Origin of the sequence: Streptococcus periodonticum (assembly GCF_003963555.1) — a bacterium.
GTDB classification, from domain to species: Bacteria; Bacillota; Bacilli; order Lactobacillales; family Streptococcaceae; genus Streptococcus; species Streptococcus anginosus.
Map to the genome: position 1 here is coordinate 47849 of NZ_CP034543.1, position 25492 is coordinate 73340.

Below are 25492 nucleotides of genomic sequence, written 5' to 3' on the forward strand. Positions count from 1 at the left end.
AATAATATTGGAGTTTTATAATATGGGAATTGATGATTTAATCTTTAATAGTAGTAGTAATTCTAAGAGAGAAACATTTGAGCCAATTCAAATATTTAACTATTTGGATAAAAAAGACGGATTTGGTTATCTTCGGACAAACCAAGCTGATTTTTTAAGGGATTGGAATACTAGGCGTTCTGAGAGGGATATTGTAGGAATAATGCATACGGGAGCAGGTAAAACCTTGGTAGGTTTATTGATGCTTCGGTCTAAATTAGTTGAAGAAAAAAAGCCAGCTATATATTTATGTCCAACAAATCAACTAGTGAAGCAAACGATTAAGCAAGCAGAATGCTATGGTATAGAAGTTTGTGAAGTAGGTTCAAATAATCGACTTCCGATTGAATTCTTAAACTCTGAACAAATATTGGTCACAACCTTTTCTAAGGTGTTTAATGGAAAATCTATTTTTGGGGTTAAGAATTTTAGTAATTCATCTGACATTGAAGAAATTGGTAGTATTTTGATAGATGATGCACATTCCTGTGTAGACTATGCTAGACAAGCTTCAACCATCGTAATAGAAAGAGAATCTGGTGCTTTTGACAAAATTTTTAATTTATTTAGTAAGGAAATTAAAAATCAAAGCTATGGTAAACATAATGCAATTTGTAGGCAAGAAAATAGTGTAAGTGTGCAAATTCCATACTGGGAATGGTTATCTAATATAGACAATATAAGACAGATCCTGGAGGAGCATTTTTCAATAGATGGGATGAAGCAATTTGAGTACCGTATGGTCATTGAATTGCTTAAATTTTCTCGTTGTTATATATCGGGTAAGAGTATCGAAATTACACCTAAATATTGTCCTGTGGAACAAATTCCATCATTTTTTAAAGCTAACCATAGATATATTTTATCTGCAACAATTAATGAAAAAGATTTAATTGAAGAGTTAGGTATTGAACAGGAGGCTGTAGAGAATCCAATTGTTACCAATAGTTATGTTGAAGATGTTGGAGAAAGGATGATTTTAGCGCCAACTAAATATCACAAGGATATAAATGATAGTTGGATAAGAAAATGGATATACACAAAGTGTAAGCAAGAAAACTATGGATTGGTAGTAATTGTCCCATCTAATAGTTCTATAGCAACAGAGGAATGGAGGAGTCTTGGGGCGACCATAGTTGATAACTCAAATTATGAAGAAGTGCTTGAAGAGATCAATTCAGGTGTCAGAAAGCAAGTTGTTTTAGTTAATAGATATGAAGGGGTAGATTTCCCTGGAGATAAATCTCATTTTCTAATTTTGGATGGTCTACCAGAATTTTCGACTAATAGAGATAGGGCGGTTTCTACTACTTCGCAAGATGAGAATTGGAAGTTGAAAATTGTTCAGAAAATTGAACAAGGATTAGGTAGAACGGTAAGGTCTAATAGTGATTATAGTGTTGTATTACTACTTGGTAATAAGCTGGTTAATTTTGTTAGTTTGAAATCGAATATTATGTACTTTTCTTTAGCTACACAGGTTCAATTAGGGATAAGCAACGATATGGTTTCTGATAAATTTGAATCAGTAGAAGATGCGATAGGAGAAATTGCAAAGTCAATTAATTATTGTTTAGCAAGAACACCACAGTGGGTTCAATATGCTAAGACTAAACTTTCTAGTATTGATGTTAGCAATATCAAAAACAAAGATGTTTCGAATATTCATGAAGAGTATACATCGTACAAAGACTACATTAAAGAAAATTATGAAAGTGCAATTGCTAAATTAGATAAATTGAAAGATAAAAGTAAAACTGATATAGCTGAATTAGGAAGAATTTATCAAGAAGAAGCAGAGGTTAAGTATTGTTGTGGCGATATTAGTAATTCTCAAAATCTTCAAAAATTAGCGGTTGAAAATTGGGACTATGCTTTAAAACCTCAACTCAATAAGTATCAAAAAGTAATTAAGAACCGAGATGTCGTAAAAAAATCTTATGATTTTATTAAAAATTTTGGTGATAAGGATTCGTTGAATAAATTTATTGATGACATTATCAAGAACTTACGATACAGTAATGATGTGTCATCAAATCTTTTTGAAAAAGCAATTGAAAATCTTGGAAAATTGATTGGCTTACATTCCATTAGACCAGAGAGAATAAATAATGACGGCGGTCCAGATAATTTGTGGCTATCAAATAATTTTCAATTTATTATTGAATGTAAAAATAGAGAAACTAATAGTATCAACAAAGGAGATGTGGAGCAGTTGCTTCATTCTCAGCAATGGTTTCTCAATAATTATGGTAATGGCTATACCCAAAAGTTAATTTTGTTTCATTCAGACGATAGTAAAGAAAGAGAGGTTCAACCTTCGGAAAATATGTATATTGTTTCAAATGCTAAACTATATAAGTTGAAAGATAATATTGAAAGATTGAAACAATTTTTGTATCAGAATTTTAATGATTTATCAGAAACAGTTTTGCAGACATTTTTACAAGAATGTAAGTTAAATATAAATCAGTTTGAAAGTAACTACCTAACAAAACTTTAGAGAATTTATAGGAGTGTAAAACACAATGATCAACCGTTATTCACGCCCTGAGATGGCGAACATTTGGAGTGAGGAAAACAAGTACCGTGCTTGGTTGGAAGTGGAAATCTTGGCTGATGAGGCTTGGGCTGAGCTGGGTGAGATTCCTAAGGAAGATGTGGCTAAAATCCGTGCTAATGCAGACTTTGATATTGACCGCATTTTGGAAATTGAGCAGGAAACCCGCCACGATGTGGTGGCCTTTACTCGTGCAGTATCTGAAACGCTTGGCGAAGAGCGCAAGTGGGTTCACTATGGCTTGACGTCTACTGATGTAGTGGATACAGCCTATGGTTATCTCTACAAGCAAGCAAACGACATCATTCGCAAAGATTTGGATCATTTCCTCAACATCGTAGCGGACAAGGCGCGTGAACACAAGTTTACCATCATGATGGGACGTACTCATGGGGTGCATGCGGAGCCTACGACTTTCGGTCTGAAGCTCGCGACTTGGTACAGTGAAATGAAGCGCAACATTGAGCGTTTTGAACATGCTGCCGCTGGTGTGGAAGCAGGTAAAATTTCAGGTGCAGTTGGAAACTTTGCCAACATTCCGCCATTTGTGGAAAAATATGTCTGTGATAAGTTAGGCATCCGTGCGCAAGAAATTTCAACGCAAGTCCTGCCACGTGACCTGCACGCTGAGTATTTTGCGGTACTTGCTAGCATTGCTACCTCTATCGAACGTATGGCGACTGAAATTCGTGGTTTGCAAAAATCCGAACAGCGCGAAGTGGAAGAATTCTTTGCTAAAGGGCAAAAGGGCAGCTCTGCTATGCCTCACAAACGCAACCCGATTGGTTCTGAAAATATGACAGGGCTTGCCCGTGTGATTCGCGGTCACATGGTGACGGCTTATGAAAACGTGTCGCTCTGGCATGAACGTGATATCTCCCATTCTTCAGCAGAGCGTATTATTACACCTGATACGACGATTCTGATTGATTACATGCTCAACCGCTTTGGCAATATCGTTAAGAATCTGACCGTTTTCCCTGAAAATATGCGCCGCAATATGAACTCAACTTTTGGTCTTATTTACAGCCAGCGCGTTATGCTGAGTCTGATTGAAAAAGGCATGACACGTGAAGAGGCTTATGACTTGGTACAGCCAAAGACGGCTTATTCTTGGGACAATCAAACAGATTTTCGTCCGCTACTAGAAGCTGATGAAGCTGTGACCTCTCGTTTAACACCAGAGGAAATTGACGACATTTTTGATCCAGTTTACTACACCAAACGGGTGGATGATATTTTCCACCGTATAGGTTTGGATTAAAACAAAACTAAAAAATCCAGTAAAATCAAACTTGATTTTACTGGATTTTTGTTCTCTCACCAAGCAAAAGCATTGGTTGGGGTTTCTAAGGCTTTTAGCCAGGAATTGTCGGAAACACGACAGAGGGTAACAGAAAGTCCTGCCATATCTAGGCTTGTGATGAGGTGACCTGTTTTGACAAAGGGCAGTTTCAAGCCTTCTATATCCAACAGTTGAAGAATGTCATCTGTGAAAACGAGTTCTTCCAATTTTGAAGTGCCGCCTAAGTTATTGATGAGGAGAATAAACTCTTGTCCTTCTTGCCATTTGAATTTCATTTTGATTTTGTTGATAAGCTCCACAGCGAGCAGTTCGGAAGATTCAAACGGAACCATCCGATAACCGGGCTCTCCATGGATTCCAATTCCGTAGGAAATTTGACCTTGGGGCAAATCAAAGATAGGCAGCTGCTTGCTTGGTAAGGTGGCAGATTTTGTTGCGACTCCTAGTGTCGCAATGGAGGTGGACAGAGAAAGAGCGAGCTTTTCCAACTCATCCAAGTTTGCTCCTTCTTTGACAGCCTGCCCGAGAATTTTATGTAAGAGAATTGTTCCTGCAACCCCGCGGTGGCGGATTTGGAAGTTGCTTTTTTCGACTGAAATATCATCATGGGAAATGATGTATTTGACTGGAATTCCTTCCTTGCGCGCTTGATAAATGGCTTGGGAAAATTCTTTAATATCGGCATCGAAGTTTTTAATAATGACAAAAACGCCTTTTCCTTGATGCAGAAAACGAATGGTTTCTAAAATATGCTCCGCACAAGGTGGCACAAAAATGGGGCCACTAATAGCAGCAGCTAACATACCATCGCCCACATAGCCAAAATGAGCGGGCTCATGACCGCTCCCGCCACCCGAAATAATGGGAACGACAGAAGGATCGTGCTGATTATGATAAAGGACGGGCAGTTGTTTCAGCTGTGAAAGGTGAGGATACATGCGAGTAATTGCATTGATGTTTTGCTGAATGCTTGAATGAATTGAATTGATAATGTGAACCATATACTTGCCTTAATTTTCTATAGCTGTTTTGATTAGTTGTGTTAAAAGTTGCGCCTGTTGCTGGTAATCTTGCTCAGATAAATCCAGCAGATGTTTGATAGCATTCGCAAGCGCTTGACTGTGATAATGAATGAAAAAATGATACTCCATTTCAGAATGGAAAGGACGGGAATGATATTCTCTGACGAGTTTGGCTACAAGTTGTTGGCAGTAGGTTTGAAAATAAGAAGAAAAGTCATTTTGGTCAACAATGTCAAATAATTGTGCATAAAAACTCTTATTAACGCTAAAATAGTGTAGCAATTCTTGCAGCAGCTGATAGCCAGAGATATATTCCAGATTATCCGTTACTTGCTCTCGCAACTCCGTCTGAAAAATCCATTCTAATAATTCGTACTTATCCAGAAAATGATTGTAAAATGTTTGCCTGCGAATACCGGCGTCTTCCATAATTTGCCGAACAGAGATTTTTTCAAAAGCTTGTTCGGTCAGTAATTTTTTAAAGGATTTGGCAATCCTTTTTTTCGTGATTAAGGATGTTGCCATCTTCCCTCCTCAGTCTTTTAGTTCTATTCTTAGTTTATCATGAATGCTGCAATAGGAAAACTAAAAAGAGGGACAGATTTTTGATTTTGTCCGTTCCAAAATGGAGCAAAGAATTTTACAATAAAAATAAGAAACATAAAGCAAAGGAGAAACTCATGAAAAAAATTATCAATCAACCAACGGCTGTTGTGGACGAAATGCTAGACGGGCTGGCTTATATCCACAGTGATTTGGTGCATCGTGTAGAAGGCTTTGACATCATTGCTAGAAATAGCGAAAAATCTGGCAAGGTAGCGATTATTTCAGGTGGCGGTAGCGGTCATGAGCCCGCTCATGCTGGCTTTGTGGGCGACGGTATGTTGTCAGCTGCGATTTGCGGAGCGGTCTTTACTTCCCCAACTCCTGACCAAGTCTTGCAGGCAATCAAAGAAGCAGACGAAGGCGCAGGTGTGTTCATGGTTATCAAGAATTATTCTGGCGACATCATGAACTTTGAAATGGCACAGGATATGGCAGAAATGGAAGGAATCGAGGTGGCAAGTGTTGTTGTCGATGACGATATTGCTGTTGAGGACAGCCTTTACACGCAAGGCCGCCGTGGAGTTGCTGGTACCATTTTGGTTCATAAGATTTTGGGAAATGCTGCGCGTGCTGGAAAATCACTGAGTGAAATCAAGGCCTTGGCTGATGAATTGGTTCCTCAGATTCATACGGTTGGGCTAGCTCTCAGTGGAGCAACCGTTCCTGAAGTTGGGAAACCTGGCTTTGTACTTGCTGATGATGAAATTGAATTTGGAATCGGCATTCATGGAGAGCCCGGCTATCGCAAAGAAAAAATGCAGCCGTCTAAAGAATTGGCACAAGAATTGGTGGCGAAATTAAAAGATTCTTTTGAATTCAAAGCAGGAGATAAAATCGGAATCCTTATCAATGGTATGGGGGCAACGCCGCTCATGGAACAATACGTCTTTGCCAACGATGTGGCTGGAATTCTCGCAGCAGCAGGTCTGGAAGTTGTTTACAAGAAATTAGGAAACTACATGACATCTATTGACATGGCAGGCATTTCTCTGACCTTTGTCAAATTGGAACGTGAAGACTGGCTGGAATCTTTGAACAGTCCAGTTGCAACGATTGCTTGGTAGGAGGTACGATATGGATGCAGCATTAGCAAAGAAATGGATGCTTCTCTTTAATGAAAAAATTCAAGCCAACAAAGACTACTTGTCAGAGTTAGACACGCCCATTGGTGACGGAGACCACGGAGGAAATATGGCGCGTGGCATGGCAGCTGTCGTTGAAAATCTGGAAGGAAAGGATTTTGCCAATTCAGCAGAAGTCTTTCAAGTTGTCTCCATGCAATTGCTTAGCAAGGTTGGCGGGGCTTCTGGCCCCCTTTATGGCTCAGCCTTTATGGGAATAATGAAGGCTGAAAAAGAGGGTACTAGCTTGGCGGATGCTGTTCAAGCAGGGCTTGATATGATTCAAAAGCGAGGAAAGGCTGTTCCGGGTGAAAAAACCATGGTGGATGTCTGGTCTGGTGTGGTGATGGCTCTTCAAAAAGGAGAATTGACCAAAGAAACCATTCATACTTTGGTTGAAGCGACGAAAGATATGAAAGCAACGAAGGGTCGGGCTTCTTATGTCGGAGAGCGCTCTATCGGACATATTGACCCCGGTTCGTATTCATCAGGCTTGCTTTTTGAAGCCTTGCTAGAAGTGGAGGAAAAAGCATGACAGAAATTGGGATTGTCATCGTTTCTCATTCAAAATGGATCGCTCAAGGCCTTGTAGATTTAATTTCAGAAGTTGCCAAGGATGTCTTGCTGACCTATGTAGGTGGTACAGAAGATGGCGGCATTGGTACAAGTTTTGAGCAAGTCCAAACGATTGTAGAAGCCAATGAAGCAGAGAAGATTTTAGCTTTCTTTGATCTTGGATCGGCTCGCATGAATCTGGAGCTGGTGGCAGACTTTTCAGATAAAGACATCATCATTAACAATGTTCCCATTGTTGAAGGAGCTTATACTACGGCTGCTCTTTTGCAAGCTGGTGCAGATTTGGCGACCATACAAGAACAATTGAAAGAGTTAGAAATTAAGAAATAAAGGAGTTTGATTATGATTCAGTATCTCGGTGAATTTTTAGGAACTTTCATCCTAGTATTGCTTGGCGACGGGGTTGTTGCCGGGAATGTTTTGAGCAAGACGAAAGAAGAAGGAACCGGCTGGGTTGCTATCGTTTTAGGCTGGGGGATTGCCTGTACCGTAGCGGTTTATGTATCCGGATTTTTTAGTCCAGCTCACTTGAATCCAGCGGTCACATTCGCAATGGCCTCTATTGGAGCGATTAGTTGGGGGCAAGTCTTTCCGTTTATTCTTGCACAAATGCTGGGTGCAATGGTTGCAGCTTTGGTTTTATGGCTTCACTATTATCCTCATTGGGCAGAAACGAAAGATTCCGGTTTGATTTTAGCCAGCTTTTCAACGGGTCCAGCCATTCGCCACTCGGCTTCCAACTTTTTGGGGGAAGCACTAGGAACGGCCATTCTTGTCATCACGATTATGGCAATTGGTCCAAATAAAGTTGCTGCTGGTTTGGGTCCAATCATCGTAGGAACGGTTATTTTTGCAGTCGGTTTCTCACTCGGACCAACGACAGGCTATGCGATCAATCCTGCACGGGATTTGGGACCGCGTATCATGCATGCTGTTTTACCAATTGCAAATAAAGGAGATTCTGACTGGTCCTATGCTTGGATTCCAGTTTTGGGTCCAATCGTTGGTGGTGTTGTAGGAGCTTTGCTCTACAATATCATTTTGGGTGTCATTTAAAAATAGTCAAAAGTAGGTTTCGGCCTACTTTTGTTGTCTCTTCTTGTGCTTCTTGTCTGAATTTTTTATAATAGCTGTATAGAATAGCGAGGATAGAGATGACAAAGAAGCATTGGCTGAAATTACTTGGAGTGTTTTTGATTTTCGGAATAGTTGCCTGCCATTCAGTTTTGCTAGATCCAACTGAACAAATAGATGAACAAAAAGAGTATCAAGCTATTGTAGCAAAGTTTCATCAGATAACCGTGCCTGAACTCAAAGAAAAGCAGGCTCAGAGTGAAAAATTTTATCTCTACATCGGGAGAGGAACTTGTCCACACTGTAGGCGATTTGTGAAACAACTGGAACGAATCAAAACAAAATCTTTTTATTATTTAGATAGTGAGAAAAAGACACCAGAGTTAGTTGCTTTTCGTGAGGCATATAAGATAAAATTTGTTCCTTATTTTGGAAAATTTAGTGGTTTTACAGAAGAAAAAGTGCTACAAATCAAGAAAAATATGACTGCTAAAGAAATTGAGAATTTTAATAAATAAGAGAAAAATTGATAAATAAAAAATAACAAAATACTTTTCAAAATTGGTCTAGACAGGTTATAATGATGTCAAGATATAAAAAAAGAACAACTGGCATTCAGATGTTCTTTACGTAAAAATAATTAGTGATTTCCACTGCGTGACACGAACTTGATTTTAAAGAAGTCACCACGTTTGTACGCTTCGCTATACTCTAAAATTTGTCCTGTACTTTCTAACTGTGTTGTTTTTACTTGGAAGACGGTCGGGAAGTTTGTGTCAATGTCCAGTAATGTTGCAACGGTTTCTGGTGTCGGGAAGATAATTTCATTAGTTTCTTCAAAATGCTCGTCATTCATGTGAATATGATAGTCTTGTTTGAAGCGATTGTAGATAGAGCTGTAATATTCAAGATTTGGATAATTTGCATTGATATATTGCTCTGGGATATAGGATTGATGATAGATGTAAGGGGTATCTTTTGCTTTACGAAGTCTCTCGATTTTATAGTAAAATTGATGCCCCTTCAAATCTAACTTATCAAGAAATTTCAAGTCGTTTCCGCGCTCGATCGATAAAACGGTCACTTGATCATTTTGGGTAGGAAATATCTCAACGTCAGAAAATTCAACGAGTTTGTGCTTACGCGCGCGCGAAACAAATGTTCCTTTTCCTTGCTGGCGAATGATATATCCGTCTTTTGCTAGCTCATTTAAAGCTCTGACAACAGTAATAGAACTCACATCGTACATTGTGATTAGCTCAGCTTCTGTATAAAATTTATCTCCGTTTTCAAATTGACCTGAGATAATCTTGCTTTTGAGTTCGTCTTTAATGTATTGGTATTTAGGGATTGCCATGTTATTCACCTCTCTTTCGCTTCCCTCTCATAAAAAATTTTACCATAATTTTTCTTAAAATGGTTAAATTTATTAAATTTTTCAAAAACTATTGACATTTCATACAAAATATATTATATTAACCTATGTAATCGATTACAAAAAATGTTATGTGAAAGAAGGAAATGGTTTGGCAAGATTTGAGATTAAAGAAGAATTTTATCTGAATCAACAGCCTTTTAAAATATTGTCTGGTGCCATTCATTATTTTCGGATTCAGCCAGATGATTGGTATCATTCGCTTTATAATTTGAAAGCTCTAGGCTTTAATACGGTAGAAACCTACATTCCATGGAACGTCCATGAACCTCAGAAAGGGCAGTTTTGCTTTGAGGGGATCTTGGATTTGGAGAAATTTCTTCAAATTGCTCAAGATTTAGGCTTGTATGCCTTGCTTCGTCCGTCACCTTATATTTGTGCAGAATGGGAATTCGGTGGTTTGCCGGCTTGGCTTTTAGAAGAAGATATGAGAATCCGTTCTTCTGACCCTGCTTATTTTGCCGCAGTTGCTAGCTATTATGATGAATTGCTTCCGCGCTTAGTCCCGCATCTTTTGGAAAATGGCGGCAACATTCTCATGATGCAGGTCGAAAATGAATATGGCTCGTATGGCGAAGATAAGGAATATTTGAGAGCTGTTCGAGATATGATGCTAGAGCGAGGTGTGACTTGTCCGCTCTTTACGTCAGACGGACCTTGGCGAGGCACTTTGCGGGCAGGGACGCTTATTGAGGATGATGTGTTTGTAACGGGGAACTTTGGCTCCAAAGCAAAAGAAAATTTCGCGCAGATGCAGGAATTCTTTGATGAACATGGCAAGAAGTGGCCGCTCATGTGTATGGAGTTTTGGGACGGTTGGTTCAATCGTTGGAAGGAGCCAGTTGTCACGCGAGATCCAGAAGAGTTGGCTGAAGCGGTTCACGAAGTCTTGCAACAAGGCAGTATCAATCTTTATATGTTTCACGGGGGAACAAACTTTGGTTTTATGAATGGCTGTTCAGCGCGAGGAAACATTGATCTGCCGCAAGTGACGTCTTATGATTACGAAGCTCTCCTTGATGAACAAGGAAATCCAACACCTAAATACTTTGCTATTCAGCAAATGTTAAAAAAATATTATCCAGAGTATCCACAAATGGAGCCTTTGGTAAAAGAATCGTTTGAGTTAAAGAATATTCCGCTCAGTGAGAAAGTTAGTTTATTTGAGACTTTAGAAGATGTAGCGCAGCCAATCGAGAGCTTGTATCCTATGAAAATGGAGGAGTTGGGCCAAAATGTTGGTTATCTGCTCTATCGTACAGAAGCGGAATGGGATGCGGACGAGGAACGGATTCGTGTCATTGATGCGCGTGACCGCATGCAGCTTTTTGTCGATGAAGAGCTTGTCGTCAATCAGTATCAAATGGAAATCGGCGAAGACATCTTTGTTCCCCGGCAGAAGCAATCCACGCATCAGATTGATATTTTTATAGAAAATATGGGGCGCGTCAATTATGGGCACAAACTGTTGGCAGAAAGCCAGCACAAGGGCATTCGGACTGGAGTCTGCAAGGATTTGCACTTTATGCTCCATTGGAAACAGTATATGCTGGATTTCAAGCACCCAGAAAAAATTGATTTCACGAAAGAATGGCATGAAAAACAGCCAGCTCTCTATGCGTTTGATGTCGAATTGAAAGCGCTTAAAGACACGTATATTGATTTGACCCACTTTGGCAAAGGAATCGTCTTTGTCAACGGTATCAACATCGGTCGCTTCTGGGATGTCGGACCGACCTTATCGCTTTATATTCCACATAGTTTGTTAAAACTTGGGCAAAATCGAATTATCATTTTTGAAACCGAAGGGAAATACAGCGAATTCATTCATTTAGTTCACAAACCTACATTTAAAACGATAAAGGGGGTAAATTTATGACAATCGTAGGTAATCGAATCGACGGACGTTTGATTCATGGACAGGTAGCTAATCTTTGGACTACAAAATTAAACATCTCACGTATCATGGTCGTAGATGATGAAGTAGCAGAAAATGCTATTGAAAAAAGCGGCTTGAAATTGGCGACACCAGCTGGTGTAAAATTGAGTGTGTTACCAGTTGCAAAAGCGGCAGAAAATATCCTAGCAGGCAAATACGATAGCCAGCGTCTGCTCATCGTGGCTAGAAAACCAGACCGCTTTTTGAAATTAGTAGAAGCAGGCGTACCAATCGAAACGCTCAATGTGGGCAATATGTCGCAGACATCTGAAACGCGTTCTATCACACGCTCAATTAACGTGGTAGATGAAGACGTAGCAGTATTTAACAAGTTGCATGAAAAAGGTGTAACTCTAACGGCTCAAATGGTTCCAAATGATCCAGTTGAAGACTTTATGAAATTATTGAAATAAATTTAGGAGGTCATTGTTATGGATACAATGGTGGCAAATTCTCTTACTGACGCTATATTCAGCGTATCAAATTTTGGATGAGTTGACGATTAACTCATCAGCTGGCTCCCCTGTTTTTGCAGGTTTTATCACTGGTCTGGTCATGGGAGATTTGAAGACTGGTTTGTTTATTGGTGGTAGTCTCCAACTCGTTGTGCTTGGGGTTGGTACATTCGGTGGTGCCTCTCGGATTGATGCAACTTCTGGTGCGGTTCTTGCAACAGCATTCTCTGTGGCAACAGGTATGAAATCAGAACTCGCTATTTCAGCTATTGCCGTTCCGGTAGCAGCCTTGCTAGTTTATACAGACGTCCTTGGACGGTTCTCTACGACTTACTTTGCACATCGTATTGATGCAGCGGTTGAAAAAATTGACTATAAAGGCATTGAACGCAATTACTTACTAGGTGCCATTCCATGGGGACTTTCACGTGCCCTTCCAGTATTTCTGGCTTTGTGGCTCGGTGGAGATGCTGTAAAAGCCTTCTCAGACTGGCTTGCCAATAATGCACAATGGATCGCAGACGGATTGATTCTTGCAGGTAAAATGCTTCCTGGTGTCGGTTTTGCAATTTTGCTTCGTTACCTTCCAGTCAAGAAAAATCTCCATTATCTTGGTTTAGGTTTTGCCATTACAGCTATGTTGAAAGTTGTTTTTGACTATATTTCAACATTGGCAGCTGCTTCAGGAGCTGTCAAACAAATCGCTACAGCTCTTGGGGGTGCAAAATTTGAAGGCCTACCAATGATTGGGATTGCGATTATTGGCTTTGCCTTGGCAACAATCAACTATAAAAATGCGACTAATAAACAAGTCGTGACTGTTGCTGCAGAACAATCAGAAAGTGGGGAAATTGACGATGACGAACTCTAATTACAAATTAACAAAAGAAGATTTTAAACAAATCAACCGTCGTAGTCTCTTTACTTTCCAATGGGGTTGGAACTACGAGCGTATGCAAGCGTCAGGCTATCTTTATATGATTTTGCCGCAATTGCGCAAGATATATGGAGACGGTACGCCAGAATTAAAAGAAATGATGCGGACACATACGCAATTCTTCAACACATCTAACTTTTTCCATACTTTAGTAACAGGGATTGACCTAGCACTTGAAGAAAATGAAGGAGTTGCGGCTAAAGATACCGTTACAGGGATTAAAACTGGTTTAATGGGGCCATTTGCCGCGATTGGCGATGCGATTTTTGGTTCTACTATTCCTGCTATTATGGGTGGTCTGGCTGCTGGACTTGCTGTTGAAGGCAATCCTCTTGGAATTTTCCTTTGGATAGCTGTGACAATCGCAATCAATGTCTTCCGTTGGAAACAATTAGAGTTTGCCCACAAAGAAGGGGTGAAATTAGTTACAACCATGCAGGACAAATTGTCTGCCATCACAGATGCTGCAACAGTTCTTGGTGTTTTCATGGTGGCGGCCTTGATTGCTACGATGATTAACTTTAAGTTTACCTATACACAAAGTTTCGGTGGTGTAACCTTCAATCTTCAAGAAACATTGGATAAAATCTTCCCACGTTTGGTGCCAGCATTGTTTACAGGTTTTGTTTATTGGCTGGTTGGTAAGAAAGGCATGAATTCAACAAAAGCAATCTTTATCGTGATTATTATTGCAATTGGTGTTTCTGCACTTTCACACTTTACTCATACACCAATCTTAGGTGTCTAAAAGGAGCTTCTCTATAAATGACAAAACAACTTGTATTGGTCAGTCACGGTCACTTTTGTGAAGAATTGAAAAAAAGCACCGAAATGATTATGGGGCCACTGGACTTCGTTCATACAGTTCCCTTACTTCCGGAAGAAGGAATAGACGACTTTACGGCTAAATTTTTAGCGACTGTAAAAGATTTAGATGATTATATCGTCTTTGCCGACCTGCTTGGTGGAACACCTTGCAATGTCGTTAGCCGTCTGATTTTGGAAGGACTCCAAATTGAACTTTATGCAGGGATGAATATGCCAATGGTGATTGAATTTATCAATTCTGCCCTGACTGGCGTAGAAGCAAAATATATCGAAAAAGCGAACAAATACATCGTGAAAGTCAATGATGTATTAGCAGAAATGAACGATGACGAAGATGAATAAAGGAGTGTCCAGCTAATAATCGCTGAAAAACACGTCCTTGCTTGAATTGCTCCAATGAGCAATCTGTATAACTAAGGGGGCTGGGGCAAGAAAATGGATTTCTTTGAAATCATCATTTTCCCACTCCCTTTCTTTTAGTTAGCATTGCAAAGCAGAAAGGAGAACCATGCTAGATTATACAAAGGAAGACTTGATTGAATTAGGTGCGGAAATCACCACACGGGAAATCTATCAACAGCCACAAGTTTGGCAGATGGCTTTTGAAAATTATAAAGCGCAAGCTGATGAGATTGTAGCTTTTCTAAATGGGATTGGTGAAAAGCATGATTATATCAAGGTTATTTTGACAGGGGCTGGGACATCAGCCTATGTCGGAGATACCCTTTTGCCTTATTTCAGAAAGATTTACGATGAACGCAAGTGGAACTTTAATGCCATTGCGACGACAGATATTGTAGCAAATCCGCTTGCTTATCTACACAAGGAAGTGACGACCATTTTGGTTTCCTTTGCTCGTAGTGGCAATTCACCAGAGAGTGTTGCGGCAGTTGACTTGGCAAAAGACATAGTTGAGGAACTTTACCAAATCACGATTACATGTGCAGCAGAGGGCAAATTAGCCCAGCAAGCACATGGTGACGAACGCAATTTACTTTTGCTCCAACCTTCGTCGTCAAATGATGCTGGCTTTGCCATGACATCGAGCTTTACGTCTATGATGTTGACAGCCTTGCTCGTCTTTGATAAAGCAGATTTGGTTGCAAAAGCCGAAAAAGTTTCTGCATTGATGACATTGAGTCAAGAAGTGCTGGACTCAGCAGAAGCGATTCAAGAGATTGTTTCCTTAGATTACAACCGTGTCATTTACTTAGGAGCAGGTCCCTTCTTTGGCTTGGCGCATGAAGCTCAGCTGAAAATTTTAGAATTGACCGCAGGACAAGTGGCGACCATGTATGAAAGCCCAGTCGGATTCCGTCACGGTCCAAAGTCGTTAGTGAATGAAAAGACAGTCGTTGTGGTGTTTGGCTCGACAGATTCCTACACCAAATTATACGACCTTGACTTAGTACGAGAAGTAGCCGGAGATGAGATTGCCCGCAAGGTGATTCTATTGACAGATCAAAAAGAAGATTTGGAAAATGTTGAACAAGTCATTTTTTCTAGTCAACAGCTAGCAGATGATGTTTATCGCGTATTCCCTTATATTGTTTATGGTCAATTATTTGCCTTGTTGACAGCCCTCAAGGTGAAAAATCGTCCAGACACACCGTCTCCGACAGGCACCGTCAACCGTGTTGTGCAGGGTGTTATCATTCACTCATTTGACAAAGAATAGGAAGGAATCCATGGAAAAATTAAGAATTAGTCACGAAAAATTAGCACACTTAAAAAAACTTTCAGATGAAAATGATATTATTGGAGCTTTGGCGATTGACCAGAGAGGTTCGTTGAAAAAAATGCTGGCAAGTGGCGCACATGCTGTATCAGGAAATGAAGCGCTCATTGAATTTAAACAATTGATTTCCAGTCAGTTGACTCCGTATGCAACTTCTATCCTTTTGGATCCAGAATTCGGTGTACCTGCTACCAAATTACGTGCGCCAGAATGCGGTCTTATTGTTGCCTATGAAAAAACAGGCTATGATGCGACGACAGAAGGGCGCCTGCCAGACTTGCTACCAAATTGGTCAGCTAAACGCATGAAAGAGTTAGGCGCTGACGCAGTCAAAGTTTTGATTTACTATGATATAGATGACAAACCTGAAATCAACGACATCAAACAAGCTTGGGTAGAGCGCGTAGGAAGTGAATGTGTGGCAGAACACATTCCTTACTTCCTTGAAATCTTGACGTATGATGCAAAGCGTGATAATGTAGTAGATGCAGATTATGCGAAAGTAAAACCACACAAAGTCAATGAAGCTATGAAACTCTTTTCAGATCCACGTTACAATGTAGATGTTTTGAAAGTAGAAGTACCGGTCAATATGAATTTTGTCGAAGAGTTTACGAAAGGCGGAGTTGAAGCTGTCTACAACCTCGCGGAAGCCAAGACATTTTTCAAAGAGCAGTCTGATGCAACTCATCTGCCCTTTATTTTCTTGAGTGCTGGAGTTAGTGCAGAACTTTTCCAGGAAACGCTCAAAGTGGCGCGTGAGGCAGGCTCTCAATTTAACGGTGTCCTTTGTGGCCGTGCTACTTGGAAAGACGCAGTTACGGTCTTTGCAGATCAAGGAGCGGATGCAGCTAAAGCTTGGCTAGATGAAGCGGGGCGTCAAAATATTGAAGACTTGAATCGTGTTTTACGTGAAACAGCTGTTTCGTGGACGGAAAAACTAAAAATTTAAAATAGGAAAACCTAAATTTGTAATAAAAACAAGGAAAGTTGTATGAAATCTTATCAAGAAGCTATTTTTGGAACATTTCAAGGGCAAAATATTGTCTCTTATACATTTGAAAATGATTTGGGCTATCGTTTGAAAGTCATGACTTACGGTGCGACTGTCTTAGAGTATGCCACTCCGGACAAAAATCATGAATTTGCAAATATCGTGGTGGGGTTTAATCATTTTGATGCCTATGTAGGCAACAGCCCTAAATATGGTGCAAGCGTCGGACCAGTTGCAGGACGGATTGCAAAAGCACAGTTTGAGCTGAATGGCGAAACCTATCAGTTAGAAGTCAACAACGCAGAAAATTGCAATCATAGCGGTTCTACTGGCTGGGACAGTGCTATTTTTCAAGTTGAGGAAGTCACAAATGAAGGCGTCACTTTCTATACCGAACGTGCAGATGGAACGGGTGGTTTTCCGGGAAATCTGAAAGTCTGGGTTTCTTATACTTTAACGGAACTAGGTGAGTTAGAGATTTCTTACCAAGTTCAGACGGACAAAGATACCTTGGTCAATCCAACCAATCACAGTTACTTCAACTTATCAGGTGATTTCAGTCAACCGATTGATAACTGTATCTTGCAGTTGAATACCTTAGGAGTATTTCCAATCGCACCGGACGGCGTGCCTGCTAAAGTCGTAGATTCAAACCGCAATTTTGTCAAAGATTTAACAAAAGGTGTGGCTTTGAAAGATATTTTTGCCAATCAAGATGAGCAGATTCAGATTGTGTCCGGCTTGGATCATCCGTTTGCATTGGAAAAAGGAGAGAAGGAAGCAGGTTCCTTGTATGATCCTAAATCCGGTCGCCTTTTGACGTTTAAAACAAGTGCACCATGCCTAGTGACTTATTCAGCAAACTTTGTGGATGACACGGTCATTTTAAATGGACAATCCATGATTCAACACAATGGCTTGGCTCTTGAAACCCAAGCCCTACCAGATGCCATTCACAGCGACCTGAAAGCTGATGTTATCTTGAAATCAGGTGAGGTTTTTACCAGCACAACCATTTATCATGTAACAAGCAAATGAAAATGAATATTGAAAACGGCAGTACATTTTTCTGTCGTTTTTGATTTAAGACATTTAGTATCATCAAACATTATCATAATCTCATTCCCTTTGATTTCTATTTGTAAAATCTAAGGTTAAACCAGCTTACCAACCTGATTTTTTGCTATAATAGTATTTATGAGTAGAATTTTGGATAATGAATTGATGGGAGACGAGGAGCTCGTAGAGCGCACATTGCGTCCCCAGTATTTACAAGAATACATCGGTCAAGACAAGGTCAAAAATCAACTGAAAATTTTCATTGAGGCAGCTAAACTGCGAGATGAAGCACTAGATCACACGTTGCTTTTTGGACCTCCAGGGTTGGGAAAGACCACTATGGCTTTTGTCATCGCCAATGAGCTAGGAGTTAATCTCAAGCAAACTTCTGGTCCAGTTATTGAGAAAGCGGGCGATTTGGTGGCAATCTTGAACGATTTGGAGCCGGGAGATGTTCTCTTTATTGATGAGATTCACCGCTTGCCTATGTCTGTTGAAGAGGTGCTCTATAGCGCTATGGAAGATTTTTACATTGATATTATGATTGGAACGGGTGAGACGAGCCGTAGTGTTCACTTGGACTTGCCACCGTTTACCTTGATTGGCGCCACGACCCGAGCTGGTATGTTGTCCAATCCTTTACGGGCTCGTTTTGGCATTACTGGTCACATGGAATATTATGCAGAAGCAGATTTGACCGAGATTGTGGAGCGAACGGCAGAAATCTTTGAAATGGACATTACTCATGAAGCAGCTGAAGAATTAGCACTGCGTAGCCGGGGCACGCCTCGGATTGCCAATCGACTTCTTAAACGCGTACGAGATTTTGCTCAGATTATGGGTGACGGGCTGATTGATGACCAAATTACTGATCAAGCGCTGACGATGCTGGATGTGGATCAAGAAGGTTTAGATTATGTGGATCAGAAGATTCTTAAGACCATGATTGAGGTTTATGGTGGCGGCCCAGTTGGTCTGGGAACTTTGTCTGTTAATATCGCAGAAGAGCAAGAAACGGTCGAAGACATGTATGAGCCTTATTTAATCCAGAAAGGATTTGTTATGCGAACTCGAAAAGGGCGCGTGGCAACTCGTAAAGCTTACGAGCATTTGGGTTATGAATATTTGGAGAAATAACATGCTGTCCGAAAAAGAGATTTTACATGCGTTTTCATCAGACCGAGATATGATGACTATCTTACAGATTATCTATGACTTGCAATTGAAAGACAGCTGGCTTTGTGCTGGTTCGGTGCGAAATTTCATCTGGAATATCCTGTCGGACAAGCCCGGCTTTGATACAGAGACGGATGTGGATGTGATTTTCTTTGACCCAGATGTTTCTTATGAGGAAACACTCAACATTGAAAATCGGCTCAAGCGAGAATTTCCACATTACCATTGGGAAGTCAAGAATCAAGTCTATATGCATATCCACAGTCCAAATACCCAATCTTATACTAGCTCGCAAGATGCCATGAGTAAATATCCAGAGCGCTGTACAGCTGTGGGTTTACGTTTGTTGGATAATAGACAGCTGGAACTCTTTGCGCCTTATGGCTTAGACGATATTCTCCATTTTCGTGTTCAGCCGACTCTGCATTTCCTAGAAGATGCAGACAGGAGACAGCTCTATAATATGAGAATACAGAAAAAAGATTGGCAGAAGAAGTGGCACAATCTTCAAATTGAATTTCTTTAAAATTTCTCAAAAATAGTAAAATCTTTAAGAAAAATTTAAGTCAGAATCGGTATACTATAATTACAAGTTGAGAAGAACTTAACTTGAACTCCTAAAAACTTTTCTTTTTCATAATAATCTCCCTATAAGAGTCGCCCAATCGGCGGCTTTTTGTGCTTTTAAAAGAATTCAAAAATTCTCAGGGGTTTAAATTCCTATTTTTTTAGATTTTGTTATAATAGTAAAGAGGTCTATGCTATGAAGAAAATTGTATTTGTTTGCTTGGGAAATATCTGCCGCAGTCCAATGGCAGAGTTTGTGATGAAAGATTTGACAGATGACGTTTATGTTGAAAGTCGTGCGACTTCAGACTGGGAGCATGGTAATCCAATCCATTCGGGAACGCAAGCGATTTTTAAAAAATATGCCATTTCTTATGACAAAAGCAAAACTTCCCAGCAAATTTCCCAGCAGGACTTTGTAGACTTTGATTATATTATCGGAATGGACGAGTCCAATTTTCAAGATTTGAGGAAAATCGTACCGGGAAAATATCTGGAGAAAGTATTTCAATTTGAAGAGAGAAGTGTGCCAGATCCTTGGTACACAGGTGATTTTGACGAGACTTACCGGCTTGTTTTGGCAGGTTGTCAGAAATGGATTGAACGCGTGAAGAGCGAAGATTAGTGGAGAGAATGGACACATTAAAAGAATTTTACGAAAAGTACAAAATTTATCTCACAAGGCATAACTTGGAATTGCTAGCAGTAACGGTTATTGTCCTATCAGCGATGGCGGCTTTTACATCAGGTATTCCCAGTCAAGGGGCATTGACCTTGGATAAAGGAACAATCAAATATAATGGCAGCCTTGTTCGTGGTAAAATGAATGGTCAAGGAACCTTGACCTTTAAAAATGGGGATACTTATAAAGGTAATTTTAAGAACGGTACCTTTAATGGGAAGGGAACCTTTACAGCTAAAGCTGGCTGGAAGTACGAAGGCAACTTTGTGAATGGACAGCCTGAGGGGCAAGGCAAATTAACAACAGAAAATAATGTTGTCTACAAGGGAAAGTTTAAACAGGGGATTTATCAAAATGCGCGTTAAATGGTTTTCATTAGTGAGGATTACAGGGTTACTTCTAGTCCTGCTCTACCATTTCTTCCAGAAAGCTTTTCCTGGCGGTTTTATTGGTGTGGATATTTTCTTCACTTTCTCAGGCTTTTTGATTACATCCCTCTTGATTGATGAATTTGCCAGAGACAAAGACATTGATGTTAAAGGATTCTTGAGACGTCGCTTTTATCGGATTGTGCCACCGCTTGTCTTTATGATTTTGATTGTCATGCCCTTTACCCTGTTGATTCGGAAGGATTTTGTGGCTGGTATTGGGACGCAAATCGCTGCTGTGCTCGGCTTTGTGACAAATTTTTATGAAATTTTGTCTGGTGGAAATTACGAGAGTCAATTTATCCAACATCTCTTTGTGCACACATGGAGCTTGGCTTTGGAGATGCACTACTATATCTTGTGGGGCTTGGCAACATGGTATTTAGCGAAGAAAAGTAAAACCATTGGGCAATTTCGTGGTATTATCTTTCTTTTATCATCTGCTTTGTTCTTGATTAGTTTTCTCTCTATGTTTGTCAGAAGTTTCTTCTCTTCAAACTTTTCTGTGATTTACTTTTCAAGTTTCACGCATATCTTCCCGTTTTTTGCAGGAAGTATTTTAGCGACACTTTCGGGTGTGAGTGATTTGGGAGCACCTTTTCGTAAAATGGAGCAGGCGCTTGATTTGAAAAAGACCTTTTATCTACTTGGTGGTAGTTTTGCAGCTTTGCTGTTATTAACGTTCCTCCTGAGATTTGATAATTTATTGACTTATCTGTTTGGTTTCCTTCTTGCAACGGTATTTTCGGTGGTGATGATTTTGGCAACACGTGTGCTCCATGAGAAGACGCCACATGTTGATGAGCCGCCCGTTATCACATTTATTGCAGATACGAGCTATGGTGTGTATTTGTTCCATTGGCCGTTTTACATCATCTTTTCCCAATTGATGAGCAATGGATGGGCAGTTCTATTAACAACCGTGCTTTCCTTTGCTTTGGCGGCTTTCTCTTTCTATCTATTGGAGCCGACATTAGCAGGTAGAGAGCCAAAAGTATTTGGCTTGAAGATGGACATCAAGCAAATCACAACACCTGTATTTTATAGTTTGATTCCATTAACACTGGTCGCTTTGGTCATGATTGTGACTGCTCCGAAAATTGGTGCCTTTGAAGAAAATTTGCTCGTCAATGGGTTAAATCAAGCTGACAGTAAAATGCAGATTACTCGTACCCAAGCTGATAATGTGAGTGCCAGTCAATACAACGTAGCAAAGGGTACGACAGTTATCGGAGATTCGGTAGCTTTGCGAGCAAGTGAATGGCTCAAGCAGGCTATGCCGGAAATTCAAGTGGATGCAGCAGTCAGTCGAAACTTAGAATCGGGCTTGCAAGTCTATCAAACTGATATTTCAAACAAAGTACTTCTGGAGACAGTGGTCTTAGCCTTAGGAACTAATACGGTTGATAACTACGAAAGTTTGCTCAATCAATTTATTGAGAAATTACCAAAAGGACATCGTTTGGTTTTAGTGACGCCGTATGATGGTCGGACAGCACATAACGCTTCTAGCTTGGCAGTCAAAACACGTCAGTATGAATTGGAATTGGCGAAAAAATACGATTATGTATTTGTAGCGGATTGGTATCAAACTGCTATCGAACACCCAGAAATTTGGTATGGAACTGACTATGTGCACTTTGGCTCGGAGACAACAACAATCACCAAAGGCGGTGAACTCTATGCTCAAACCGTCAAACAAGCCATTGATGAAGCTGTGAAAAAAGGAACAGTGAAGAAATAATAGTAATAATTAGAAGTCATGGATTGCTTTGCGATTCATGACTTTTGTGTGCTGTAAAAAGATAGTAGGGTAGAACGAGGATGTAGGAATACACAGCAAAAATGCTCTTTTTTACATAACTTTTGTTTTTGGAAATCTTGAAAAAGTATGTGAAATATATAATTTTAAGTTTTAAACTTCACAAACAATGTTTTTAAATATAATAGAAAACTCATGTTTTGAAACAAATTCACAATATAAAAGAAAAAGTTTGTGAAGTTTACTTGAAAGTGTTTACAAGAGAAAGAAAATAAGGTATAATAATCTTGTGAAAAAATTAACAAAGGATTTATAAAAATCCTAAAAACCATTGGAGGAACACATGGCTGATAAAAAAACATTAACTCCCGAAGAAAAAAAGTTAGCTGCTGAAAAGCATGTTGACGAACTCGTTCAAAAAGGGCTAGTTGCTCTGGAAGAAATGAGAAAATTAAATCAAGAACAAGTAGACTACATTGTTGCAAAAGCTTCAGTTGCTGCTCTTGATGCACATGGTATCTTAGCAGAACATGCTGTTAAAGAAACAGGTCGCGGTGTCTTTGAAGACAAAGCAACAAAAAACCTTTTTGCCTGCGAACATGTTGTTAACAATATGCGTGGTGTTAAAACTGTTGGTGTGATTGAAGATGATCCTATTACAGGTTTAACGAAAATTGCTGAACCGGTTGGAGTAATTTGCGGAATCACTCCAACGACCAACCCAACTTCAACAGCAATTTTTAAATCATTGATTTCGTTGAAAACGCGGAATCCAATTATCTTTGCTTTCCACCCATCTGCTCAAGAATCTTCTGCTCATGCGGCACAAATCGTACGTGATGCAGCGATTGCAGCAGGTGCACCTGAAAACTGTGTTCAATGGATTACACAGCCATCTATGGAAGCAACAACAGCTTTGATGAACCACGAAGGGATTGCAACAATCCTTGCGACTGGTGGGAATGCCATGGTAAAAGCTGCTTATTCATGCGGTAAACCTGCTCTTGGAGTTGGTGCTGGTAACGTTCCAGCTTATGTTGAAAAATCAGCAAATATCCGCCAAGCAGCACATGATATCGTGATGTCCAAATCATTTGATAATGGTATGGTCTGTGCATCTGAGCAAGCCGTGATCATTGATAAAGAAATCTATGATGAATTTGTAGAAGAATTCAAATCTTACCATACTTACTTTGTCAACAAGAAAGAAAAAGCGCTTTTGGAAGAATTCTGTTTTGGTGCAAAAGCTAACAGCAAGAACTGCGCTGGTGCAAAATTGAACCCAAATATTGTTGGTAAACCAGCTACGTGGATTGCTGAGCAAGCAGGATTCAAAGTACCAGAAGGTACGAATATCTTGGCCGCTGAATGTGCAGAAGTTGGAATTAAAGAACCATTGACTCGTGAAAAATTATCACCTGTTATTGCAGTTTTGAAAGCTGAAGATACTGAAGATGGACTTAAAAAAGCTCGTCAAATGGTTGAATTTAATGGTCTAGGACACTCAGCTGCTATCCATACAAAAGACGAAGCTCTTGCAAAACGTTTCGGTACGGAAATAAAGGCAATGCGTATTATCTGGAACTCTCCATCTACCTTTGGTGGTATCGGTGATGTATACAACGCCTTCATTCCATCATTAACACTTGGATGTGGTTCATACGGACACAACTCAGTTGGTGATAACGTATCAGCTATCAACCTTCTTAACATCAAGAAAGTAGGAAAACGTAGAAATAATATGCAATGGTTTAAAGTTCCTTCAAAAATCTACTTCGAACGTAACTCAATCCAATACCTTCAAACTTGCGAAGGTATCGAACGTGTCATGATTGTTACCGATAAATCAATTGAAAAACTCGGTTTTGTACAACGTGTGATTGACCAATTGAATCTTCGTAAAAACAAAGTCACGATTCAAGTCTTCTCAGATGTTGAACCAGATCCAGATATTACAACAGTTCGTCGTGGTGTTGAAGTAATGCGCTCATTTGAACCAGACACTATCATTGCCCTTGGTGGTGGTTCACCAATGGATGCAGCTAAAGGTATGTGGATGTTCTATGAACAGCCAGACGTTGACTTCGGTGACCTCGTTCAAAAATTCATGGATATCCGTAAACGTGCCTTCAAATTCCCATCACTTGGTAAGAAAGCACAATATATTGGTATTCCAACAACATCTGGTACAGGTTCAGAAGTAACACCGTTTGCAGTTATCTCTGATAAGGCTAATAATCGTAAATACCCTATCACTGACTATGCATTGACACCAACTATTGCAATTGTTGACCCTGCTTTGGTAGAATCTGTTCCAGCATTTATTGCTGCTGACACAGGTATGGATGTCTTGACACACGCAACTGAAGCTTATACTTCTAACTTTGCCAATGACTATACAGATGGTATTGCTCTTCAAACCATCAAGTTAGTCTTCAAATACTTGGAAAAATCTGTAAAAACGGCTGACCCAGAAGCCCGTGAAAAGATGCATAATGCCTCTACAATGGCTGGTATGGCCTTTGCAAATGCCTTCCTTGGAATGAGTCACTCAATGGCGCATAAGATTGGTGCTGTTCACCACACCATTCACGGACGTACAAATGCTATTTTACTTCCTTATGTTATCCGTTATAATGGAACTCGTCCATCTAAAACTACAACATGGCCTAAGTACAATTACTGGAAAGCTGATGAAAAATTCCAAGATATCGCTCGTATGCTAGGTCTTCCTTGCTCAACACCAGAAGAAGCGGTTGAAGCCTATGCCAAAGCTGTTTATGACCTTGGTGTAGCGGTTGGTATCAAGATGAACTTTAAAGATCAAGGTATTGATGAAAAAACTTGGAAAGATAGCTTACATGATATTGCCGTTCTTGCTTATGAAGACCAATGTTCACCAGCAAATCCACGCTTGCCAATAGTTACTGACATGGAAGAAATTATGGCTGATGCCTACTATGGCTATGCAGAACGTCCAGGACGTCGTAAATAGACAGTAAAGTTTGTTCTAATTTGAATCGTTCGTCATTGTACAGACAATGTATTCAGATTTTTAGACATAAATCAGTTTATCAGTCACCATCTCCCTGCTTTTGTAGGGAGATTTTTCTATTTGGAGAGAGTGTCCTTTCTCTTGCTTGATATTGTATGCGTTTTCCTGTAAACTAGTTGTGAAAAAAGGAGGG

At 39.9% G+C, this 25492-nt stretch carries 24 protein-coding genes; 21 read left to right on the forward strand and 3 right to left on the reverse strand.

Annotated elements, in window-relative coordinates:
- The first annotated feature begins 22 nt into the window (after positions 1-22).
- The gene (locus EHW89_RS00305) at positions 23-2542 is read left to right on the forward strand and encodes a DEAD/DEAH box helicase (RefSeq protein WP_126466359.1); all 2520 of its coding nucleotides are present in this window, start codon (positions 23-25) and stop codon (positions 2540-2542) included.
- 25 nt (positions 2543-2567) lie between these two features.
- Entirely contained in the window at positions 2568-3863 is a 1296-nt protein-coding gene (purB, locus tag EHW89_RS00310; RefSeq protein WP_126466360.1) for an adenylosuccinate lyase, read from the forward strand.
- 56 nt (positions 3864-3919) lie between these two features.
- On the opposite strand, the gene dhaQ is transcribed toward purB, so the two are convergent.
- Positions 3920-4906 carry a DhaKLM operon coactivator DhaQ gene (dhaQ, locus tag EHW89_RS00315; RefSeq protein WP_126466361.1) on the reverse strand — a complete coding sequence of 329 codons (987 nt, stop codon included), beginning with the start codon at positions 4904-4906 and terminating at the stop codon, positions 3920-3922.
- A 9-nt stretch (positions 4907-4915) separates the two neighbouring features.
- Complete coding sequence (gene dhaS / locus EHW89_RS00320; RefSeq protein ID WP_003027958.1) at positions 4916-5452, reverse strand: dihydroxyacetone kinase transcriptional activator DhaS; 537 nt, start codon at positions 5450-5452, stop codon at positions 4916-4918.
- A gap of 155 nt (positions 5453-5607) precedes the next feature.
- Here dhaS and dhaK point away from each other — a divergent pair, with 155 nt between their 5' ends.
- The 5 genes from dhaK (at position 5608) to EHW89_RS00345 (ending at position 8822) form a co-directional block, all read left to right on the forward strand.
- Entirely contained in the window at positions 5608-6597 is a 990-nt protein-coding gene (gene dhaK / locus EHW89_RS00325) for a dihydroxyacetone kinase subunit DhaK (RefSeq protein WP_126466362.1), read from the forward strand.
- A 10-nt stretch (positions 6598-6607) separates the two neighbouring features.
- A complete protein-coding gene (gene dhaL / locus EHW89_RS00330) occupies positions 6608-7189 on the forward strand; it encodes a dihydroxyacetone kinase subunit DhaL (RefSeq protein ID WP_003027194.1) in 582 nt (193 codons plus the stop codon).
- The gene (dhaM, locus tag EHW89_RS00335; RefSeq protein WP_126466363.1) at positions 7186-7560 is read left to right on the forward strand and encodes a dihydroxyacetone kinase phosphoryl donor subunit DhaM; all 375 of its coding nucleotides are present in this window, start codon (positions 7186-7188) and stop codon (positions 7558-7560) included. The genes dhaL and dhaM overlap by 4 nt, the downstream gene beginning before the upstream one ends.
- Before the next feature lie 12 nt (positions 7561-7572).
- Positions 7573-8286: an MIP/aquaporin family protein gene (locus EHW89_RS00340; protein WP_126466364.1), complete on the forward strand. Its 714-nt coding sequence runs from the start codon at positions 7573-7575 to the stop codon at positions 8284-8286.
- A gap of 98 nt (positions 8287-8384) precedes the next feature.
- Positions 8385-8822, forward strand: coding sequence for a thioredoxin domain-containing protein (locus EHW89_RS00345; RefSeq protein ID WP_126466365.1), 438 nt, complete (start codon positions 8385-8387; stop codon positions 8820-8822).
- 122 nt (positions 8823-8944) lie between these two features.
- Here EHW89_RS00345 and EHW89_RS00350 read toward each other — a convergent pair whose 3' ends face one another.
- Positions 8945-9661: a GntR family transcriptional regulator gene (locus EHW89_RS00350; protein WP_003027201.1), complete on the reverse strand. Its 717-nt coding sequence runs from the start codon at positions 9659-9661 to the stop codon at positions 8945-8947.
- A gap of 169 nt (positions 9662-9830) precedes the next feature.
- On the opposite strand from EHW89_RS00350, the gene EHW89_RS00355 reads away from it, so the two are divergent.
- From EHW89_RS00355 to adhE, 14 genes are all read left to right on the forward strand, one after another.
- Positions 9831-11618: a glycoside hydrolase family 35 protein gene (locus tag EHW89_RS00355; RefSeq protein WP_126466366.1), complete on the forward strand. Its 1788-nt coding sequence runs from the start codon at positions 9831-9833 to the stop codon at positions 11616-11618.
- Positions 11615-12091, forward strand: coding sequence for a PTS system mannose/fructose/N-acetylgalactosamine-transporter subunit IIB (locus EHW89_RS00360; protein ID WP_106382618.1), 477 nt, complete (start codon positions 11615-11617; stop codon positions 12089-12091). Before EHW89_RS00355 ends, EHW89_RS00360 begins: the two co-directional genes overlap by 4 nt.
- Positions 12092-12113: 22 nt before the next feature.
- Positions 12114-13004, forward strand: coding sequence for a PTS mannose/fructose/sorbose/N-acetylgalactosamine transporter subunit IIC (locus EHW89_RS00365; protein WP_126468017.1), 891 nt, complete (start codon positions 12114-12116; stop codon positions 13002-13004).
- A complete protein-coding gene (locus tag EHW89_RS00370) occupies positions 12991-13818 on the forward strand; it encodes a PTS system mannose/fructose/sorbose family transporter subunit IID (protein ID WP_126466367.1) in 828 nt (275 codons plus the stop codon). Before EHW89_RS00365 ends, EHW89_RS00370 begins: the two co-directional genes overlap by 14 nt.
- Positions 13819-13835: 17 nt before the next feature.
- On the forward strand, positions 13836-14240 hold the full coding sequence (locus tag EHW89_RS00375; protein ID WP_022526438.1) for a PTS sugar transporter subunit IIA: 405 nt from the start codon (positions 13836-13838) through the stop codon (positions 14238-14240).
- 166 nt (positions 14241-14406) lie between these two features.
- Positions 14407-15576, forward strand: a complete 1170-nt coding sequence (locus tag EHW89_RS00380) for an SIS domain-containing protein (RefSeq protein ID WP_126466368.1) — start codon at positions 14407-14409, stop codon at positions 15574-15576.
- Between the two features lie 10 nt (positions 15577-15586).
- Positions 15587-16588: a tagatose-bisphosphate aldolase gene (gene lacD / locus EHW89_RS00385; RefSeq protein WP_126466369.1), complete on the forward strand. Its 1002-nt coding sequence runs from the start codon at positions 15587-15589 to the stop codon at positions 16586-16588.
- 42 nt (positions 16589-16630) lie between these two features.
- Positions 16631-17668, forward strand: coding sequence for an aldose epimerase family protein (locus EHW89_RS00390; protein WP_126466370.1), 1038 nt, complete (start codon positions 16631-16633; stop codon positions 17666-17668).
- 159 nt (positions 17669-17827) lie between these two features.
- Positions 17828-18826 (forward strand): Holliday junction branch migration DNA helicase RuvB, encoded by a 999-nt coding sequence (gene ruvB, locus EHW89_RS00395; RefSeq protein ID WP_126466371.1) that lies wholly within the window; start codon positions 17828-17830, stop codon positions 18824-18826.
- A gap of 1 nt (position 18827) precedes the next feature.
- Positions 18828-19391, forward strand: coding sequence for a nucleotidyltransferase family protein (locus EHW89_RS00400; RefSeq protein ID WP_126466372.1), 564 nt, complete (start codon positions 18828-18830; stop codon positions 19389-19391).
- A 237-nt stretch (positions 19392-19628) separates the two neighbouring features.
- Complete coding sequence (locus EHW89_RS00405) at positions 19629-20057, forward strand: low molecular weight protein-tyrosine-phosphatase (RefSeq protein ID WP_126466373.1); 429 nt, start codon at positions 19629-19631, stop codon at positions 20055-20057.
- An 8-nt stretch (positions 20058-20065) separates the two neighbouring features.
- A complete protein-coding gene (locus EHW89_RS00410; protein WP_126466374.1) occupies positions 20066-20479 on the forward strand; it encodes an MORN repeat-containing protein in 414 nt (137 codons plus the stop codon).
- The gene (locus EHW89_RS00415) at positions 20469-22286 is read left to right on the forward strand and encodes an acyltransferase family protein (protein WP_022526430.1); all 1818 of its coding nucleotides are present in this window, start codon (positions 20469-20471) and stop codon (positions 22284-22286) included. The genes EHW89_RS00410 and EHW89_RS00415 overlap by 11 nt, the downstream gene beginning before the upstream one ends.
- 361 nt (positions 22287-22647) lie before the next feature.
- Positions 22648-25299 carry a bifunctional acetaldehyde-CoA/alcohol dehydrogenase gene (gene adhE / locus EHW89_RS00420; RefSeq protein WP_021001171.1) on the forward strand — a complete coding sequence of 884 codons (2652 nt, stop codon included), beginning with the start codon at positions 22648-22650 and terminating at the stop codon, positions 25297-25299.
- The last annotated feature ends 193 nt before the right edge of the window (positions 25300-25492 follow it).